Annotated in this window: 20 protein-coding genes and 3 tRNA genes; 5 read left to right on the top strand and 18 right to left on the bottom strand. The window is 39.7% G+C overall.

Annotated features, from left to right (window positions below; all coding sequences use genetic code 11):
* Nucleotides 1-4: 4 nt before the first annotated feature.
* The 6 genes from KO534_RS04855 to KO534_RS04830 form a co-directional block, all read right to left on the bottom strand.
* Nucleotides 5-850, bottom strand: a complete 846-nt coding sequence (locus KO534_RS04855; protein ID WP_215927904.1) for an alpha/beta fold hydrolase — start codon at nt 848-850, stop codon at nt 5-7.
* Between the two features lie 130 nt (nt 851-980).
* On the bottom strand, nt 981-1,526 hold the full coding sequence (locus tag KO534_RS04850) for a Slp family lipoprotein (RefSeq protein ID WP_215927902.1): 546 nt from the start codon (nt 1,524-1,526) through the stop codon (nt 981-983).
* Nucleotides 1,527-1,568: 42 nt separating this feature from the next.
* On the bottom strand, nt 1,569-2,195 hold the full coding sequence (locus KO534_RS04845) for a Slp family lipoprotein (RefSeq protein ID WP_215927899.1): 627 nt from the start codon (nt 2,193-2,195) through the stop codon (nt 1,569-1,571).
* A 98-nt stretch (nt 2,196-2,293) separates the two neighbouring features.
* Complete coding sequence (locus tag KO534_RS04840; RefSeq protein WP_215927897.1) at nt 2,294-2,596, bottom strand: hypothetical protein; 303 nt, start codon at nt 2,594-2,596, stop codon at nt 2,294-2,296.
* Between the two features lie 119 nt (nt 2,597-2,715).
* On the bottom strand, nt 2,716-3,408 hold the full coding sequence (tsaB, locus tag KO534_RS04835) for a tRNA (adenosine(37)-N6)-threonylcarbamoyltransferase complex dimerization subunit type 1 TsaB (RefSeq protein WP_215927895.1): 693 nt from the start codon (nt 3,406-3,408) through the stop codon (nt 2,716-2,718).
* Nucleotides 3,405-5,348 carry an ATP-dependent DNA helicase gene (locus KO534_RS04830; protein WP_215927892.1) on the bottom strand — a complete coding sequence of 648 codons (1,944 nt, stop codon included), beginning with the start codon at nt 5,346-5,348 and terminating at the stop codon, nt 3,405-3,407. Before KO534_RS04830 ends, tsaB begins: the two co-directional genes overlap by 4 nt.
* A gap of 159 nt (nt 5,349-5,507) precedes the next feature.
* Here KO534_RS04830 and efpL point away from each other — a divergent pair, with 159 nt between their 5' ends.
* On the top strand, nt 5,508-6,080 hold the full coding sequence (gene efpL, locus KO534_RS04825) for an elongation factor P-like protein EfpL (protein WP_215927890.1): 573 nt from the start codon (nt 5,508-5,510) through the stop codon (nt 6,078-6,080).
* Nucleotides 6,081-6,182: 102 nt separating this feature from the next.
* Here the strand turns inward: efpL and KO534_RS04820 are convergent, their stop codons facing one another.
* Genes KO534_RS04820 through KO534_RS04805 form a run of 4 tightly spaced genes read right to left on the bottom strand, consistent with a single transcriptional unit; the run spans nt 6,183 to nt 11,497 of the window.
* Complete coding sequence (locus KO534_RS04820; protein WP_215927888.1) at nt 6,183-8,462, bottom strand: FdhF/YdeP family oxidoreductase; 2,280 nt, start codon at nt 8,460-8,462, stop codon at nt 6,183-6,185.
* Nucleotides 8,463-8,468: 6 nt separating this feature from the next.
* Entirely contained in the window at nt 8,469-9,704 is a 1,236-nt protein-coding gene (locus KO534_RS04815; protein WP_215927876.1) for a lipoprotein-releasing ABC transporter permease subunit, read from the bottom strand.
* Nucleotides 9,704-10,408 (bottom strand): lipoprotein-releasing ABC transporter ATP-binding protein LolD, encoded by a 705-nt coding sequence (lolD, locus tag KO534_RS04810; RefSeq protein ID WP_215927874.1) that lies wholly within the window; start codon nt 10,406-10,408, stop codon nt 9,704-9,706. The genes KO534_RS04815 and lolD overlap by 1 nt, the downstream gene beginning before the upstream one ends.
* A 15-nt stretch (nt 10,409-10,423) precedes the next feature.
* Nucleotides 10,424-11,497 (bottom strand): CNNM domain-containing protein, encoded by a 1,074-nt coding sequence (locus tag KO534_RS04805; protein ID WP_215927871.1) that lies wholly within the window; start codon nt 11,495-11,497, stop codon nt 10,424-10,426.
* Nucleotides 11,498-11,912: 415 nt separating this feature from the next.
* Between KO534_RS04805 and KO534_RS04800 the strand changes: the two genes are divergently transcribed.
* Both KO534_RS04800 and KO534_RS04795 read left to right on the top strand, forming a co-directional pair.
* On the top strand, nt 11,913-12,563 hold the full coding sequence (locus tag KO534_RS04800) for a hypothetical protein (protein ID WP_215927862.1): 651 nt from the start codon (nt 11,913-11,915) through the stop codon (nt 12,561-12,563).
* A gap of 120 nt (nt 12,564-12,683) precedes the next feature.
* Nucleotides 12,684-13,268, top strand: coding sequence for a hypothetical protein (locus KO534_RS04795; protein ID WP_215927860.1), 585 nt, complete (start codon nt 12,684-12,686; stop codon nt 13,266-13,268).
* Between the two features lie 238 nt (nt 13,269-13,506).
* On the opposite strand, the gene KO534_RS04790 is transcribed toward KO534_RS04795, so the two are convergent.
* The 7 genes from KO534_RS04790 to dnaQ form a co-directional block, all read right to left on the bottom strand.
* Nucleotides 13,507-14,718 (bottom strand): sensor histidine kinase, encoded by a 1,212-nt coding sequence (locus tag KO534_RS04790; protein WP_215927858.1) that lies wholly within the window; start codon nt 14,716-14,718, stop codon nt 13,507-13,509.
* A complete protein-coding gene (locus KO534_RS04785; protein ID WP_215927855.1) occupies nt 14,711-15,400 on the bottom strand; it encodes a response regulator transcription factor in 690 nt (229 codons plus the stop codon). The genes KO534_RS04790 and KO534_RS04785 overlap by 8 nt, the downstream gene beginning before the upstream one ends.
* Before the next feature lie 268 nt (nt 15,401-15,668).
* A tRNA-Asp gene (locus KO534_RS04780) sits at nt 15,669-15,745 on the bottom strand.
* 26 nt (nt 15,746-15,771) lie between these two features.
* Nucleotides 15,772-15,848: transfer RNA gene (locus KO534_RS04775), tRNA-Asp, on the bottom strand.
* 64 nt (nt 15,849-15,912) lie between these two features.
* Nucleotides 15,913-15,989: transfer RNA gene (locus KO534_RS04770), tRNA-Asp, on the bottom strand.
* Nucleotides 15,990-16,164: 175 nt separating this feature from the next.
* Complete coding sequence (locus KO534_RS04765) at nt 16,165-17,661, bottom strand: TIGR03503 family protein (protein WP_215927852.1); 1,497 nt, start codon at nt 17,659-17,661, stop codon at nt 16,165-16,167.
* A gap of 37 nt (nt 17,662-17,698) precedes the next feature.
* Entirely contained in the window at nt 17,699-18,406 is a 708-nt protein-coding gene (dnaQ, locus tag KO534_RS04760) for a DNA polymerase III subunit epsilon (RefSeq protein WP_215927850.1), read from the bottom strand.
* Nucleotides 18,407-18,494: 88 nt separating this feature from the next.
* On the opposite strand from dnaQ, the gene rnhA reads away from it, so the two are divergent.
* Nucleotides 18,495-18,956 (top strand): ribonuclease HI, encoded by a 462-nt coding sequence (gene rnhA, locus KO534_RS04755; RefSeq protein WP_215927848.1) that lies wholly within the window; start codon nt 18,495-18,497, stop codon nt 18,954-18,956.
* 49 nt (nt 18,957-19,005) lie between these two features.
* Here the strand turns inward: rnhA and KO534_RS04750 are convergent, their stop codons facing one another.
* On the bottom strand, nt 19,006-19,359 hold the full coding sequence (locus KO534_RS04750) for a VOC family protein (RefSeq protein ID WP_215927835.1): 354 nt from the start codon (nt 19,357-19,359) through the stop codon (nt 19,006-19,008).
* Between the two features lie 85 nt (nt 19,360-19,444).
* Between KO534_RS04750 and KO534_RS04745 the strand changes: the two genes are divergently transcribed.
* Nucleotides 19,445-19,864, top strand: a complete 420-nt coding sequence (locus tag KO534_RS04745; protein WP_215927832.1) for a DoxX family protein — start codon at nt 19,445-19,447, stop codon at nt 19,862-19,864.
* The last annotated feature ends 36 nt before the right edge of the window (nt 19,865-19,900 follow it).

Genomic DNA, 19,900 nt, shown 5'->3' with positions numbered 1-19,900 from the left:
CAGTTCAATTATCGTTCAAAAAACGCGCTATTTCATCTGCAACTGGTTGAGGATTGTCCATATGTAAATGATGAAATCCTTCACATTCGACCATGCTTAAGTTTTTAACCCAATCCAACCGGTTGTTTAATGCCGTTCGCATTGATTGGTATCCGTTTGTTCCTGTTATTACTAGAGTTGGGCATTGAATATTACGCATAAATGCTTCAGCTTGTGACTCTGTCATTCTAAGTGAACTAAAGGTTCGAAGTCGTCTGTCTGTGGTAAAAAACAATTCGTGATTTTCTTCACGGATATTCCGTGTAATCAACAATTTAGCCGACTCCAAATTAATATCTCCCACCATTGCTCTGGCTTCTATTGTACGCTCGATACTTTTTGGGTGTTTAGCTGCACTTCTCTGAGCCTTTAAGCGACTAAGAATAGACTCCCTTAGTTGTGTTGGACTACTTTGTGTATCTTTAGTCATAGGTCCAAAAGACTCGATAGAGATGAGTTGGCTCACATACTCAGGAAAACAACTGGCATAAATCGTAGCTATGATCCCCCCCATTGAATGTCCCATCAAAATAAATGATTGCCAACCTTGGGATTCCACCAATTCATGCAAATCATAAGGAAAGTCAATAAGGTGATAATGTGCCCCATCACTTCTATGGGAAGATAAGCCGTGACCGACTAAGTCTAAAGCCACTATATAAAAATCATTCAGATACTCAGAAAGTGGGTTAAAACTTGCGGCATTATCTAACCATCCATGTAAGGCTAAAATCATTGGTTTGTTTGGATCGCCATAACCTATCCCTCTAAGCACAATATTGGAGAGGGAGAATTCAAGATTGTGTTGCACCGTGCTTCCTTTTTAAACATAAAAAAACGGCAAATATCTGCCGCTTTTAGGTAGAAAACTTGCCGTTTATGGCAAATATCTACCATTCAATGGTAATACTAATTTTTTGATAACAAGAAAAAGCGATAAATTATTTCTGTTGTTTTCGTTCTAACCTTTCTCTTTCATCGCGGTTCTGACTTTGCAATGACCATCCCCACGCATCTCGTTCTATAAAAGCAGGATCGTCACCATCTGCAATTTTACTGTCAGTCCTAGAAAAGCTATCCCAGACGTAAAAATCATCTGCTTTTACGGTAACCACCTGAGTCACTCTTAAACCTGGATGGGGATTGCTGACTTCTTCTACTTTGCCAACAAGGGTAAGTATGGTTCCTGATTGTAAGCTATTTACGTCTTCAAAATTAGCAATAAAACTTCCACCACTTCCAAGTGAAAACGTGGGCTGCCCTGATTCAACGAGCGGGTATTGTGTGACTGTTCCTTTAACCACACCGTTTTGCCTGCTTAACTCGGTAATAACCCCGCCCCACCTCACAGTTTCACCCACGGACTCATCCGACACATTGGTAAAACTGATTAGTTGTGCGTGATTGCCTATTTGTAATTCATCAGGAATACTTGTGCACCCAATAAGTACCACAGAACTGATTACTGCTGCCTTAAAAGTTTTCATTTCCGCTCCTTGATTGAGTCACACTATACCTACACACTATAACTACTTTGTGTCGCCCTGAGTTTTGATAGGTTTTGGATAGGTAGTGGCACCACTAGGACGGTTCACCTTCACACCGTGATTACTGTTTCCACTTCTACCGCGAATATATAAACCTCTTGTGTAAGGGCGTGGATAATGGCCGTACCAATATTGATAAGGCCAAACGTGTACACTACTTACATCAATACGCTGCACGTTTTTCCACAAATAATAACTCTTAACCTTAGCCGTAGGGAATACATATTCATGCTCTCCTACTAAGCCTTTTTCCAAACCATTTAGTTCGGCCGTAAAGGTCATTAATCGTCCTACTTTATAAACCATGGGATCCATAAAACCGTTAACATGGATACGATATCGCCCCATACTTTCTTCCCCTGAAATAGGACGTCCATAACCATTTAACGGATAATAAACCATTTCAAAAACTGTGCTATCTTGTTTGTTTTCGACTTTAGCAATCGCTCCGCCCCAACGTATCATCTTACCTTTAGATTCCTCAGCCTTTGAGGCCGCATCTTCATAAATAACTAACTGCGTTGTATCTTCGAGCTGAAGTTTCTCTGGAAATGTTGAGCAACCAGCCAGAAAAATAGCGCCTAATAGTGCACAAATACGAGTATTCATAATGATCCTTAGAAAGTTCAAATATTATGGTATCCATAGTAACTGAACAGTGACTGAATTTTAATGTTATTTTGATATCTATTAAATAAACGAATACATCAAACGAATGTGTCAACACCTAACAGCAATTGGATGCCTTGACGTTGCTGCTCTTTAGCTACGCTTTCATAAGCGGCAATCGCAGACTTTTCATTTAAGCTATTGCCAGAAATTGTATTGCTTTGTTGTTTAAACGACGCCGCTTTTTCGAAACTGTCATTATCGCCGGCACGAATAATCGAAGCTTTCGGACTAGATTGCTCTTCATTGTGATTACTATCTGATTTAGCGACACGGGGTTTATCCCGTGAAGAACGGGGTATATCAGATGTTTTTAATGTTGATACCGACTCTAAACTCAACCACTTTTCCTAATCTTAAACCACAATGAAAACCAATATTTTAGGGCTATTTTGAATTCGACCCCAGAACACACCTGAAAGCCGATACAAGAATCGTTCCAAGATTATTGAGTTAATAGCTACTCTTTTCCTGGCAATTTTTTCCATGTAACTTTGTCACGTAAATAGACCGGCTCGATTTCTTCTACATCGCTTGAATAACCGTTTTTAATTAGATGCTTAGCCAACACAAGCATATACTTTGCATCTGGATACAGAATACTGGCTTGTTGCTGTATTCCCTCAAACATATTTAAATCAGAATAGGCTTGCCAACCCGTACCTACCGCGGATCCACATGAACTAGGATTTTGCCCAAGTATTTCCAAAGCTTGTAAAGGTGAAATAACCTGTTCAATTCCTGTAAGTGTCATGACGTCTTGTTCTAGTTTAAACTGTGCAAAATACACTTCAGACATTCGAGCATCGATAGCAGCCGTGACATGTTCACACTGATGTTGCATGTAGGCTTGCTGAGCCATTGCCGCCAAAGTCGATATACCAACCACTTTATGACCTGTACCTAGTGCTAATCCCTGTAGCACACCGGTTGCGATACGCACGCCAGTAAAACTGCCTGGACCGCGTCCAAATCCTAGGTAATCAACATCCTGTATACCTAAATTTGCTTCCTTTAACACCTCATCAATCATCGGCAAGATACGTTGACTTTGTTGTTGTGGACAAATTTCAAAACGACTATATACCTGTCCATTAACCTCGAGCGCTACGGAACACGCTTCAGTTGCGGTATCGATAACTAAAATTTTCATGATTGAATCTCTACTTCATCTGTATCGCTGTTTATTTGTTGTAAAAAATCTAATGCTTTTGGTAAGTCTCGAGTACGATGCATATCAGGTAAACTACCCATAAAAATTTTCCCATAGTCTTTTGTCACCAATCTGTTATCACATATTACCAACACCCCCTTATCAGTTTCGTCACGTATCAAACGCCCAGCCCCTTGTTTTAAAGCGATGGCAGCTTGAGGAATTTGTAATTGAGCAAATGGGTTTCCACCATTTTTGCGACAATCTTCAATTCTAGCTTGTAACAATGGGTCATCTGGGGATGCAAAAGGTAACTTATCGATTAAAACACAAGTTAAATCATCGCCTCGCACATCCACACCTTCCCAAAAAGCCCCCGTACCTAACAACACCGCGTCTTTGTTTTCAATGTAACTTTCTAACAATGCCCGTTTGGTTGTCGAGCCTTGTACCAAAATAGGATTATCGATTCTATCTTTGAGTTGTTCAGCAATGGCATTTAACGTTGCATGACTAGTGAACAATAGAAAACAGCGACCACGACTCGCTTTAACAAGTTGGATAGAAATATCTAATAAAGTCGCGCGCATTTCACGCGCATTGGGTTCTGGTAAAAATCGCGGCACACACAACATGGCTTGATTAGGATAATCAAATGGGCTATCCAAAGACAAAGTCGTGGCATTATTTAGACCCATTTGTTTCTGAAAATGTTTAAAGCCACCGTCAACCATCAAGGTCGCCGACGTAAAAACCCAACTTCGTTTTGGCTCCGCAATAAAATCAGCAAATTTTTGGGATATGCTTAGTGGAGTTAGATGCAAAACTATATGCCGCATTGTGGTTTCGTACCACAGGCTGACACCCAATTGAGTTACATCAGTTAAACACGCCAACTTTCCTTTTATTTCTGACACTCTCTCAAAAATACTGTCTAAATCTTTGTCGCGACCCAGGTGTAATTTAAGCACTTCATAAAATACTTCTAGACTATCGGTCAATTTAAAGACTTGTGTTTGTACATCTTCACGGGACAACATTTGACGCCAATTACCCTTGGTGGGATTTTCAGGGAATAGAATACGTAAATCCGCAGCAATCATTTTGCATTTTTCAGCAGCACTTTGAAGTTGTTTCGCGTCTTTGAGTACGGTGCGGTAAACCACTTCAACATCACGACTAATATCCTGCATTTGCCTACTCGAAAACGTCTCCCCAAAATACTCGCTGGCAATATCAGGTATTTGATGAGCTTCATCAAATATTACCACATCAGCTTCAGGTATCAGCTCTCCAAACCCCGTATCCTTTAATGCCATATCTGCAAAAAACAGATGATGATTAACCACAACGACGTCTGCATCTAGCGCTTTACGACGCGCCTTAACCATATAACAATCTTCGTAATCAGAACATTCCTTACCTAAACAGTTATCAGCAGTAGAGGTAACAAAAGGCAACACTTTAGCGTCCTCTGCCAAGGTCTTCATATCCCCCATATCACCGGTTTTGGTAGTTGATGCCCACTCTCGTACTTGCGTAAGTTCGGTTAAAGTTTGTCTGTCAATTAGGTTGGTGTTGCCACTATGCTGTCGCAATCGATGTAAACATAAATAATTAGCACGGCCTTTTAACAAAGCTGTTTTACCATTGGACCCTAACGCCTTTTTGATTAATGGCAAGTCACGATGAAACAACTGTTCCTGTAAATTTTTTGTCCCTGTCGAAACAATGGTTTTTCTTTGAGACAACAACGCTGGTGCTAAATAAGCAAAGGTTTTACCTGTTCCTGTTCCAGCTTCAACAATAAGGGGCGCTTTGTTCTTAATAGTGCTTTCCACGGCAACTGCCATGTCAGTTTGCGCTTGGCGCGGCACAAAACCATCTATGGCTTCAGATAATTTGCCATCGGCTGCAAACAAGTGAGATGTTTTCGACATATTGCCTTAAGGAATAATTAGGATTCAAAAAATAGCCATGGATTATGCCAAAAAGCATAGCAACTAACGAGCGGAAATTGCTTATCATCAACAACAACGACCTTTGCCTCGCTTAGATTTCATGTTATTTTTGCCGCAAAATTATTAAGGGTCAATACGATGCCAAAAGCTAGTGAAATCAAAAAGAATGCCGCCGTTGAACATAATGGAAAAACCTATTTAGTCAAAGACATTAATAAGTTGACTCCTAGTGGCAGAGCGGGTGCCAGCTTGTATAGAATGCGCTTATATGAAGTAGGCACTGGAGCTAAAGCAGATGAGAGTTTTAAAGCCGATGAAGTGCTCAATCTAGTCGACTTTCACCGCAATAAAGTCAGTTTTTCTTACGTTGATGGCGATGAATATGTATTTATGGATGACGAAGATTACTCCTCTTATCCTTTAAACTCGGCAACCATCAGTGATGAACTACCATTTATCACTGAAGATACTAAAGGTTTACAAATTTTATTGGTTGAGGGAAAACCAGTGGGCGTTGAACTACCCGCTTCGGTAGATTTGTTAATCACAGAAACTGATCCCTCAATTAAAGGTGCATCAGCCAGTGCCCGCACTAAACCCGCTACACTATCCACAGGATTAGTTGTTCAGGTGCCTGAGTACATCGCTTCAGGGGAAAAAATCAAAGTGAATACAACTGAAAGCAAATTTATGGGGCGCGCCGATTCCTAAACAGTTAACGGAATAAAAACATATAGCGATCGCAGAAAAACATTCCAATGCCGAGATTTTCTGCAGTCGCTATTTTGTGAATCAATAACGTTTATTTAATATCTATATCGCTTCTAAACTGATCACAACTGATTTGTATGCGGGTGTATTACTTTTATCTGCCACACTACTTAACGGGATCAAGTCATTAGTTTCAGGATAATAGCTAGCAGCGCAACCTCTGGGAATATGGTACTTCACCACAGTAAACTGTTTTACCGTTCTGATTTTTGAGTCTTCATTTGGCCAATGGCTATGAATGTTGACTTGCTGCCCATCCTTTAAACCCAAATCATTTAAATCATCAACATTGACAAAAACAACTCTGCGACTACCGTGTATTCCACGATACCTATCATTGTTAGTATAAATTGTGGTATTAAATTGATCATGACTACGGATTGTCATCATTAATAAGCAACCTCTCGGTACCTTAACCGACTCGATATCATGTACAATAAAATTCGCTTTACCATTTAACGTTGAAAATTTACGTTCATCTCTAACGGCATTTGGCAATTCAAACTCACCCAATTGTTGGATGCGTTGCTCGAAATTTTCAAATCCTGGGATCACCTGCTCAATGCCTTCGCGAATATATTTATAATCGTCTCGCATTTGCTGCCAATTAATTTTACTGTTGGGTAAAGTTAACAATGCTAACTCAGCTAAAATGGCTATTTCACTTTTTAAGTAGTCTGAGGCTGGCGGTATTTTACCGTGGGATGTTTGTACTACTCCCATAGAATTTTCTACGGTGACGGTTTGAATACCCGAAGATTGCCGATCGATTTCGGTGCGACCCAAGGCCGGTAAAATCAAGGCATTTTTACCGGTATATAGGTGTGATTGATTTAATTTAGTCGAAACTTGCACCGTTAATTCACAGTGGCTTAGTGCTTGTTTTGTTAACTGGTGATCAGGCATGGCACGATAAAAATTACCACCCAAGGCGAACAACACCTTAACTTTACCTTGGGCCATCGCCTCAACAGTTTCGACAGCGTCATAACCATATTCTCTTGGCACCTTAAAGTTATATGTATGCTGCAAGGCATCTAAAAAAGAATCACTGGGTTTTTCCCAAATACCCATAGTGCGATCGCCCTGCACATTACTATGTCCGCGCACGGGGCATACACCGGCACCTGGTTTCCCTAAATTGCCTTGCAACATTAAGAAGTTGGTCATCAACTGGATGTTAGCCACCGCATTTTTATGCTGAGTCATTCCCATTGCCCAACAACATATGGTTTTTTGGGAGGCACAAGCAATATCTGCAGCTTGATTGATTTGAATTTGAGTCAAACCACTATGCAACTCAATATCGTCCCAAGATGCGGCTAAGAGATCCTCTTTAAACTTGTCAAAACCGCTACAATAAATTGTGATGAAGTCTTTATCTAACACTTCTTGGCCAGCGTCATCTCTTTCAATTAACACTTTGCACAAACCTTTTAAGAAAGCCACATCACCATTTATCTTAACCGGTAGATATAGATCTCTTAATGCGGTACCTGAACCTATGACCCCTTCTATTTCTTGTGGATTCTTGAAACGTTGTAAACCTGTTTCGTCCATTGGGTTGATCGCAACTATCTTTGCGCCTTGACGTTTAGCGGCTTGCAATGAACTCAACATTCGCGGATGGTTTGAACCAGGATTTTGACCAAATATGAATATTGCTTGGCTATTTTCTAAATCATCGAGAGAAACACTGCCTTTGCCTATACCTATAGTTTCAGTTAAGCCTACCCCACTAGATTCATGACACATATTGGAACAATCTGGAAGATTATTCGTACCAAATTGCCGAACAAATAATTGGTATAAAAACGCCGCTTCATTGCTGGTTCGCCCAGAAGTATAAAAAGCAGCATGGTCAGGTGATTCGAGTTCTTTTAACTCGTTGGCAACTAAATTCAAAGCCTTTTCCCAACTGATAGGCTGATAAAACTTAGCCCCCTCAGCCAAATATAAAGGTTCGACTAAACGTCCTTGATCGTTTAACCAACGATCAGACTTGGTTTTTAAATCGTCAATACTGTAGTTACCAAAAAATGCCGCTGTTGCCCGCTTTAGGGTTGCTTCGTCTGCGACGGCTTTTGCACCATTTTCACAAAATTCAAAGGTTGCTCGTTTTAATAATGGATCTGGCCAAGCACAACCTGGACAATCAAATCCTTCAATTTGATTTAGTTTGGTTAACAGTTTAGTCCCTTTAAAAGGCCCGACTTTGCTAGTCACATTTTTATAGGCAGACAATACTGCTGGTACCCCAGCAGCCCAACTCTTTTGTTCGGTCACTTCTAAGTTTTTTACTTTTATTGTCAATTTAGTCATGTTATTTCAATGTCCTAGCACTGTAGCAGGATTAATTTTAGCGGCCTTAATGGCAGGATATAAAGTTGCCAAAACACTTAAAAGTATCGCTATGAAAGCCGTAAGTAACACTTCATTCCAATTTAATTCAGAGGGTAAAAAATCGATAAAATAGACATCACCGGACAAAAACTGCACTTGGAATATATCTTCTAAAAAACGTGCTACTTCAGGCAGATTACTTGCCATCAAAACCCCTAACAGTACCCCAATCACCGTACCAATTAGACCGTTAAAGGTTCCTTGCAACATAAACACACCTATAATGAGGCGATTTTTTGCCCCCATACTTTTTAGCATCGCGATTTCACTTTGTTTTTCATTTACTGCCATGACTAACGTAGACACTATATTGAAACACGCCACAGCAATAACGAGTATTAATGCGATATACACTACTGCTCGCACTAATTGAATATCTTGATATAGATTTCCGTTTTTAATTGTCCAATCTGACATATAGACTTCCGGTGATAACTGGTATCCAATTTGTCGAGTCAAATCTCTGGCCATAAATGCATCTTTGTATCTTAAGCGTATCCCCTGTGCTCCATGCTCAATATTCTGAGCCTGCGCAGCAAGCGACATATGCATAAAACCGATATGATTACTCAATTCACCGCCCATATCTAAACTAGCAATAATATTGAGTCTCAGTGTTTTCGGGGCACTTAAGCTTAAATCAGTAGACAACTGTGGCAGTAAAATCTGAACTTTATCACCGATACTTAAATCCAGTTTATTCATCAACCCTATGCCTAACAAAGTGGCGTTTTCGTCGGTTTGAAATTGCTGCCATTGATCAATGGTGAGCAAACTCGGTACAACCCCCTGAGCAGCATAAAGTGGATCTATGGCAGTCATCTCGATAGCCTTCATCTTATTGCCTTTTTGCAACATGCCAGTAGCGTTTACATAGGGCTCAACAAATGTCACTTCAGGGTGCTGTTGCAAAGCAGTGATTTCTGCTGGCCAATTATAGATACCACTTGCAGACACTGACTTAAACTCGGCATGAGGGATAACGGACAATAAGCGGTCCTTCAATTCTTTTTCAAATCCATTCATCACTGATAATAATAATATCAGCACAAAACAGCCTAAACCGATCCCGAAAGTTGATGAAGCGGAAATGAACGAAATAAAACCATTTTGACGTTTATTGGTGCGAAAACGCCATGCCAACAACCAAACTAAATGCACTAGTGACTACTCGCCAAGGGTTGACTGTCTGCGTCAGTTAATTGCCCATCTATTAAGTTAAGCGAACGGTCTAACCTTTTTGCCAATTGTGTATCATGAGTTACAACCACAAAACTGGTTTGCATTTGCTCTCGCAAATCACTGAGCAATTGATAAATACTCTCACCTGTTTTTTGATCTAGATTTCCTGTCGGTTCGTCTGCCAGTATTAACTTAGGTTGAGTAACCAATGCCCTAGCAATCGCTACGCGTTGTCGTTCACCACCTGATAGTTCAGCAGGCTTATGGCTGTATCTATGTGATAAACCGACCTTATCTAACATCGAAAGTGCCATTTCATTTGCTAGTTTCAGTGGTTTATTGGCAATCATCAAAGGCATAGCGACATTTTCTAAAGCACTAAACTCAGGTAACAAATGATGAAACTGATACACAAAACCAAGGGATTGATTACGAAAATTGGCTTGTTGGTTACTGTTAAAAGAGAATATATCTTGTTGTTGAAACGATACTTCCCCCGATGTAGGTTTATCTAACGCCCCTAGTAAATGCAATAACGTACTTTTACCTGAACCAGAACTTCCCACAATAGCCACTTGTTCAGCGGTATTTATTACAAAGTTCACATTTTTGAGGACCTTAACTGTATTCTCTGCGTCACTGTATTCTTTGCTTAGATTAGTACATCTGAGTAACTCACCCATATTCAGCACATTTCCCTACTTTGTATTTGAACTGTTTGTCTTTTCATACTTTCGTAGGCGTTTCTTTTCGCGCCTTTTAGCCAATATTCGTGCTAACTTTCGCATGCTAACAACCTGATCACTTTCATCAATAATGTCAATTCCAAATAAGCTTTCCACCAAGTCTTCAACGGTTAATACTCCTTCTAAGCCGCCATATTCATCGACTATAAGTAACATATTTCCTCGTTGCGAATGCAGAGGTAAAAACGCATTAGCCAGAGACATACTACTTAGAATGGTGACCATATCCTTTTGATAGTTTTTAAGTGTCTTGTCTGAATTACCACGGGCAAAGGCCAGCAACAAATCTGATTTTAAAACGTAACCACAAATTTTTTCAGGTTCACCATCTTCATAGATAGGGATACGTGAAAACGAAACGTCAGCGTGCTTATCTAAAAATTGTGCAACTGTCATTGTATCAGGTAAAGAAAAGACCACCGTTCTGTGAGTCATCGCTTGGCGCACTTTAAGCTGCTTTAAGTTCAGGAGATTCTGCATCACAGTAGCCTCACGGGCTGCTATTTGGCCTTCTTCCATTGATAACGCCGCCATTGCAGACAACTCATCCCTGTTTAAACCAACTAGAGGTGACTCGTCTTGCATTTTTGAGGTCATTTTTTGTGCCAGTTGCACCAATGGCCACAATACGATGATTAGATATTTAAGAAAATATGCAGTAGCAGGCGCCAGTTTTCGCCAGTACGTTGCCCCAAGCGTCTTAGGAATAATTTCTGAAAACACTAAAATTAATAAAGTCAAAACAGCCGAAGCAATACCCAAATAAGCATCACCAAACACTACCGCGGCCTGAGCACCAGCACCGGCGGCCCCCATAGTATGTGCAATAGTATTTAAGCTTAGAATAGCCGCCAGAGGCCGGTTAATATCACTGACTTGTTTTTTTAATAACGATCCTGAAGGATTGCCATTTTTTTCCAGTACAGAAATATATGCTGAGGAAATGCTAAGAATAACGGCTTCCGCTATAGAGCAAATAAACGAAAAACCTAACGCAATAAAGATATACAGCAGCAACAAAAACATAGGGATTAAATCTCAAAGGATGGCGTAAAAAACATCAGATTAATAAGGCCAATTAACATAACCTAAGCTTATCAAACCATTCCTGGATTACGTAGCATTAATAGTTGAAAAGTACTTAAAATCAGACAACTGTTATCAGAGATTGAACGCTGCAGCAGGTATGACCCAAAATCATATTTCGACGTTTTACACTCCCGGTTACTTATGTAAAAGTTAAAAGGTAAACGAGCTGATTCAAACCCTTGATATGTGATTCGGTTTTGTGACGCGCATATATAGGACAGTAAGTGGCATAAGCTTTTGGCTATAAATACTTACATTTCTTTAATTACTAACGTACACAAAGCCGAATAGAATACTTATCCCAATATTCGATTGTTTACTTAAACAACAAATTGCTTAACCTGGAATACCGATGAGAACAAGACAACGCCGAGGTGCTCTGTCAGCCTTTATTTGTGCAACAAGTTTTATTTTAGGCTTATCACTAATACTCATCATTGCCCCAGATTTTAACAATGGTCCTGATGAACGTCTGCAAACACTGACAAAGTTCAGCGGATTAATGCAGCTCTGGTATTTTTTCGTTTATGTAATATTTGGCGCATTTTTACTTGTGCTAAGCATCGCTTTACTTGAACCAAACAAAAGAGAACATACGCCACTTGAACAAGTGACTACGTTAGCGAGTTACCTTTGGGCTTGCTACATATTTACCAGTGGATTTATAGCAATTTTTTCAATTGAATTTTTGTTTGCAAAGCGTTTCGAATTCACTGGAGATGTCACCACCTTATGGCGAGATATATACGCAGTGCAAATGGGGCTTGGTGAAGGAATCGAATGGGTTGGCGCTATTTGGGTCATTTTAGTGAATACCTGTTTATATATTGAAAACAGATTTGCACCTAAAATAGTGTATTTTGGCTATTTAATCAGTGTATTTGGACTCATGACATTAGTTGAAAATTGGCAACAAGTAGGCGCAATTTTTGGCTTATTACAAATAGTCTGGTTTGTATGGGTCGGCCTGTTATTGCTAAAAGAGAAAAGCCAATCTCAGTAAACAAAAATGTCTAACCTCCCCGCTTCATCCCCCTTCACAAATAAAGAAATTTCTTCACCTTAGTTTCACCTTTACGCCTTTACTGTGTCGTTCGTTTTTACTAATGCAAAAAGGACAACTATGTGTAAACTCACAATATCCGCACTATTGCTAACACTTATAAGTGCAACAAGTATCGCTGCAACACCCTCGTATTCTTTCTTTCAAGCATCCGCGGTGAAAACAGAACTCGCGGAACTGGAGCAGTTTAATCCAAGGGGGTTGTCCATAAAAGTCAGTTCAGAGTGGGGATATAACTTATTTACTGAATTTAAATACATTGATGCTGACGATACAAAATCAAATTTGTCCCTCGAGACTGTACAACGGCAATTTTCCCTTGGTTATTTTCATCAAATTTCAACAAAAACAACCCTTGATTATCGAATAGGCTATGGCAACTTTAAAACAACAGGGCGCAGCGCTTCTGAGTCGAATAGCGCAAATACAGATTATTATAGCTTAGCGACAAACGTACGCTTTCAGGTCAGTTCTGACCTAGAAATATATGGCGGGTTTGAGGCCCAAAATTGGGAAGGCGACGCAGACCAAAAAGCCTATAGACTAGGCGCATTATACGATCTTTGGGGTTTTCTCGCGGGCATTGAATATACAGAATTTTCTGACCAAGAAGTTTTAGAGGTCAGCGCTCGTTATGCATTTTAATTCAGTTACTGGCTCACTGAAGCAACACTCTTAAAAGACTTAGGAAAACTTCTATAGTTAATCGTTTTAAAAAACCATGCCAATGAATGATTCGATACCTAACAGCATCAATGATTATTGGCATTCTTACTTTAAAGAATTCAAGTTGTCAGTTTACGCTTAACCTTGAAAATTAAGGCCATAATCCGTTAATCCTTTCGCAAACCCATAGATCAACATTTCACGTTGATGACTCTATTTATCTTGTTTTCACTACGACAACGTAACTGTCTTGGGTTTGGTCTATTGAGAGTTGCCAACCCATTTCCTCTGCAATGCGGTTAACTAGATATTGACCGTGCCCCAGTCCTTGATAATAAGGACGGTGCTTTGAACCCGTTATTTTGTTTTCAAAAATAAGGCTTTCGGAATTCGAATACACCCGCATTCCACCGCTATTACTGTGATAAAAACCATTATTGACCAAGTTTTGACATAACAAACTGATTAGGTATTGGTTACCTGTTACCAGTAGTCTGGGATCAACATTAATCTTGACGTCAAAATCAAGTTCAGGGTAGATGTTATAAATATTCAGTACTGTTTTTTCAATAATGGGTAACACTGCTTGTTTAACGAATTGCAAATTTTCTTGGCGCGCTAAAGCAAGCAACACCTCTACAGTTTGTTCTAGCTCTTTAGAAGCTTGAGATACCACTTTAGTCGCATCTAAATCCAGGGTACTTGAGGGGCTCAACGCAATGGTATTTTTAATAAGAGTAATGGGGGTTCTAAGCTCGTGGCTAACATCTCGAGTAAAGTTCTGTTCCCTTTTTAACAATGCTTGAATTTTTTCATAGGATTGTTCGAGCGCATTAGCCAAGGTACCAATTTCATCCTCTCGGTTAAGACCAAACAACGACTCCTGACTTCCTTGAGTTCGCAGTTCAATATCCCGTGTCAGTTTTCTAATGGGTGTTGAAAGCCATTTAGCCAAATACCACGAACTCAATAAACAAAGTACAATAACACTTGCAGAAATACTGAGTAAGAACAGGGTTTTAAAGTCGCTTAGATGTTTATTGGCTTGAATTGACGAAATATTTAGAAGTAATACAAGCTCACCACCACTAGCGCTCATCACTTTTTGAAACAAATAGCGGTCACCTTGCTCATCAATAAACTGTCCTGTCTTTTTATCTCGAATCTTTACTTTTATCCAATTTGGAATAGCTGAACCTTTATCGTAAACATCAAAATAAGAGGTATCTGTTGATATGGGGAGCAGATTTACACCGCTTTGATTATTTTTCAGACTTTGTGATTGTGCAACTAACAACGATTCATACACATTCAATTCAGCCGTTTCAATTATTAACGCTGTGAATCGAATAAAAAACAAACATACAATAATAGACAAGGCAGAAAAAGCAAAAAGCAGTCGCCCATTTAGGCTTTTAAACTTAAGCATTTAGATCCTTTAGTTGATACCCAATATTACTAATAGTATGTAAGATTTGTCGATTAGTTGTACCTTCCAAAGACTTACGCAATGTGTATATATGTGATTTGAGTGCATTACTCTCTGGTGGTTCGTCACCCCATATATGTTGCAGTAACTCTGAACGGCTAACTGGATAGGGATAGGCTTGCATCAGTTTGTGTAATATAGAGAAGCCCACTTTTGTTGTTTTAAAATGTTGCCCCGCCCACTTAGCTTGGTGAGCTCTAACATCAACTGATAACTCCCCTTCGCTCAAGACTGTGCTTTGATGAAGCTTAGGTCGTCTAGCCAAGGCTTCGCAACGTAAAATAAGCTCTCTTAAGTCGAAGGGCTTGGTCAAGTAGTCATCAGCGCCCTTACCAAATCCTTTTACCTTATCCTCAAAAGCATCTCGCGCCGTGAGCATTAAAATGGGAATATTGACGTTGGCATGTTTTCTTATTTCGGCACATACATGCAAACCATCGGTATCGGGTAAATTAAGATCGAGGATCACCACGTCAAAATGATGGGAAAGCGCCAGTTGTAATCCTAATTTCCCATTTGCAGCATAATCAACTGAGCACCCCTGTACCTCTAAGAAACTAATGATTTGTGTTGCAATAGCCTGATTATCTTCAACCAATAAAATATTCATGTTTTGCTGCATTTTTATTTCTCACAAATTAAACTCATTGAAACGATGTCAATGAATGCCAATTGAGTTAATTAGTTTAAGCAAGTAAAAGTGATTTTAGGGTGAATTAAAATATTAATTTATCGAAAGATGACTCGGGCTGCGAGGAATTTTTTATATCACAAAACGAATTTAACAGAGAAAAGTAGATTGATATTAAAGGTTTGGTGGCAGTAAGATTGCCAATATAAAACACAAGGGGAAAAATTTAGAAATACCAGACATGACTAATATAATTTAATGGCGGAACGGACGAGACTCGAACTCGCGACCCCCGGCGTGACAGGCCGGTATTCTAACCAACTGAACTACCGCTCCCCAATTAAATTATGGTGCTTTGATAATGGCGGAACGGACGAGACTCGAACTCGCGACCCCCGGCGTGACAGGCCGGTATTCTAACCAACTGAACTACCGCTCCGTACTTTTATTATTACTAACATCAATACTTTGCTGCATTATCAAAACAAAAACTAGACAGAAAATGGCGGAACGGACGAGACTCGAACTCGCGACCCCCGGCGTGACAGGCCGGTATTCTAACCAACTGAACTACCGCTCCAGTTTTCTTTCTAATTTCAACGACTTAGAAGAAGTTCTTGTGAACCACCTCCTCAACCGCGGCGCAGATAATACGGGTTCACCCAATACTAGTCAATAGCTTTTTCACACGAAATTCAGTTAATAGTATCGTTTGCTGTAGTAATGAACAATTTGTTGAATAAGCAGGCAAACAATCAATCTTTTGGGATGCCTAACTCCATAATACCTGGGTCAGGCTGTTCTTTGGCCTGAGATTTTTTCTCTGGTGGTAATTGTTTAGCCTTTCGTTTAAATATTTTCGCAAAAAATCCAGGCTTTTCCTCAGTTTCATTTGAATCGATCGGCGCTTTTGATCTTTTGAATAGTTTAAAATTTGGTTTTTTATCAAGGGTTAACCACCATATTAAACTCCCCCCTACAATCAATAGAATGAGGTTAATACTGACAATCACCGACACTAACATGGTGGTAGACATGTTTTCATTCTCAACGGGTGTCACTTTTTCTGATAAGAGATTGTCTTCGCTGACACCATTTACGTTAGTCGTAGCATCCATCCCCTCTGTTGTTGTCTCCACAACAGTGGGTTTTGGCTCTTCAGTCAGAAAACTATACTCAGGCACGTCTAATATAAATTCTCTTCCATCAATAGTATTGCCATACGCGGTGAGTTTTACTCGGTATACCCCATATTCATAATTAACTATTAAGTATTCTCGAATATCAGATGACATATCCGTAATCGAAAAGTTTTGAATATCGCCGTTTGGAAATCTAACTTTACCGTCTAACAACAAAGTAGACATATCCACATATTCTCGCTGTGCATCCACTTTTAGTTTGTGATAACCATCCCCTCCTCCGTCAAGTTCAATGTCGACCTTTATCGGATTAGCTAAAAGCATGATATTCGGATCTATTTGCTCGCGGGTAAACATAGGGGTTGAAACAGAAAAGCTTGGGATCCATTCGCCGTCGGCAATGGCCAAATTAAATTGGCCTGTAAACTCCCCATCTAAGGGAATTTCGTCCATACCTTTACCATTGTCTTCCAACGTAGCGACAATTTCGGTATCTGCACCAAAATTATTGTAATTAGGATTATTGGTACTCGCCAAAGAAATAGTCAGTTCTACTACATCTCTAAACGCAGTGTAATCAATCGGGATACCATTATTGGTTAGGTACGCTGTTTGTTTAAGAATTTCACCGGAAAAGATCATGTTAGGTAATGGATCGGCATGTAATGCTAAATCACTGATTACCATGACTCGGCTTTCTGGTGTAATTTGACCTACAGCCTGCCAAGGTCCTGGCGTGGGATTTTTGATGCTGATCATGTCATAGGTGCTGGAATCAAACCAAAACACATTTTCACCATCAGCATCAGATTGAAAAATTTTAGAGCCGTCAGGTTTCACTAAAACTATGGGAGCAGAGCCGAATTGACGGAAAAAGACCATGGTAATTTCGTCCACTTCAAAATCAATTCTAAAGCGATTTTGAAGTAGCTCAATACCATTATGATATTGTGTTCCCAATTGAGTTAAAGGAGAATCACTATCTTGTTTGTTATCTGGATCATTCGCAATTTGAGAGTCGCCTTGCGTACTTTGCGCATTAGCTTGTAGCGACAAGCTCGTATATGCAAACAGCCATAAAATAAGCGCAGTTACGACCGATTTCAACATCTTTACTCAACTCTCTATTTTGTCACTCTTTTAGTCTTTACTGACGCCATATGCAGGCTCCACTTTTTTCAGCCACTATATCTAATCGACTTTCATGCTGTTCCAATTCATCGGCCGTAGCCATAACAACCTTTAACGGTTTTCTATCAGAAGACAATCGGCGTATGGTTTCAACTTGTATGCCACCTTCTGTATTCGCTTTACCACTTAAGTTGAGATCCGTTTGTCCCCCAGTCATCATCAGATAAACGTCGGCTAGAATCTCCGCATCTAACAATGCTCCGTGTTTTTCTCGATGGGAGTTATCTATACCGTAACGACGACACAAAGCGTCAAGATTATTCTTTTGCCCTGGATGTATCTGCCTGGCCAAATCTAGTGTATCGAGCACTGTACACATCTTCGCAGACTCTTTGACAGCTAAGCCTGTAAGTCGATTAAACTCATGATCCATAAAGCCAATATCAAAGGGCGCATTATGAATAACCAATTGAGCTCCGCTAATAAACTCAATAAAATCCTTAGCAATAGCACTAAAAGTAGGTTTATCAGCTAAATATTCATTAGTGATCCCATGTACTTCAATTGCTTCTTGCTCCACTAAGCGCTGCGGATTAATATAAACGTGGAAAGTATTTCCTGTGAGACGACGATTAACCATTTCAACACACCCAATCTCAATAATTCGATGTCCTTCTTTAGGGTCTAATCCGGTGGTCTCGGTATCTAATACAATTTGGCGCATTTCTCACTCTTTTTAAAATTTAGTGGTATTAACAATCTTGGTCATTATACTGCGCAAAATTGAACATGAAAGATAAACAGGCTTGCAAATGAAACAAGTAGAAATTTTTACCGACGGTTCCTGTTTGGGCAATCCAGGTCCAGGCGGTTACGGTGCCGTGCTGATTTTTGATAAACATCGAAAAGAAATCAGCCAAGGGTTTAAACATACCACTAATAATAGAATGGAACTGTTAGCAACTATCGAGGCACTGGCCACACTTAACGAAGTATGTAACGTTAACCTTACCACCGACAGCCAATACGTTAAAAATGGAATAAATCAGTGGATTAAAAATTGGCGTAAAAATGGCTGGCGTACGGCAGATAAAAAACCTGTGAAAAACGTTGATTTGTGGAAACGTTTAGACCAAGAAGTAAATAAACATCAAGTCAGTTGGTTTTGGGTAAAAGGTCACTCAGGTCATCCTGAAAATGAAGCCTGTGACCAACTCGCTCGCCAAGCTGCCGAAGGTAAAAATTTACCAGAAGACAGTGGTTTTTCTGGCTAAACTTTTTAAGGAGCACCAGCCCCTGACTTAAGCGATAAGTAAAGCGTAATTACTTATCGCTCCACATTGCATATTCGTTTTCATTACCATCACAAAAGTGAAACCTTTGGCCACCAGGAAATTCAAAGGTAGGGATCTTAATTGTGCCACCGGCGGCCTTAATGTCTGCTTGGCTTTGGACTAAATCATCGCTGTAGAGTACCACTAGCACGCTGCCTTTTTCGGTAGACACATTTTGCTCAGAGACATAGAGCCCGCCGTCTATTCCCGCCCCAGAAATTGCAGCATAATCATCACCATAATCGATAAACTTCCAACCAAATACTTGATTAAAGAAAGCTTTGCTTGACGCTAATGCTTTCACTGGGATTTCAATATAGTTAATTTTATTGTGTTGGCTCATTGTGTTTACCTAATGCTTAAACCATGATGTTAGCAATATGTAGACGTAAATTTTCACTAAAAATAATTAAAATTGAGGACAATCAATGCGTGTAATTGAAAATATCTGTTTGTTATTAGGCCGATTGTTAATGGGCGGCTATTTTATCTTGCCAGGAATACAGAAAATAACCCACTACCAAACAATGACTGACTATATGTTGGCTCACAGTGTACCTGTTTCAGCGGTACTACTTCCTGTGACTATTATCATTCAAATTACAGCGGGCTTGGCGATAATTATTGGCTTCAAAGGCAAAATAGCCGCATTTCTGTTAGCCGGTTTAACCTTAGTGATTAGCCTTTACATGCATGATTTTTGGACGCTAGCTGAAGGAATAGAACGTTCTCACGAAACCCAAAACTTCTTCAAAAACATGGGACTTATGGCGGGGTTATTAATAGTTGCCAATTTTGGAACAGGCAAATTTAGTCTAGACAATAGAGAACCTAAAATTAACCCATAGCGCTTCTTTCATCCATTCAACTACTTTGGTCTAGTT

Source organism: Paraglaciecola arctica, from assembly GCF_018861065.1.
GTDB classification, from domain to species: domain Bacteria; phylum Pseudomonadota; class Gammaproteobacteria; order Enterobacterales; family Alteromonadaceae; genus Paraglaciecola; species Paraglaciecola arctica_B.
Note: the sequence above shows the minus strand (reverse complement) of the source record. Positions and strands in the feature narration are given on the sequence as shown.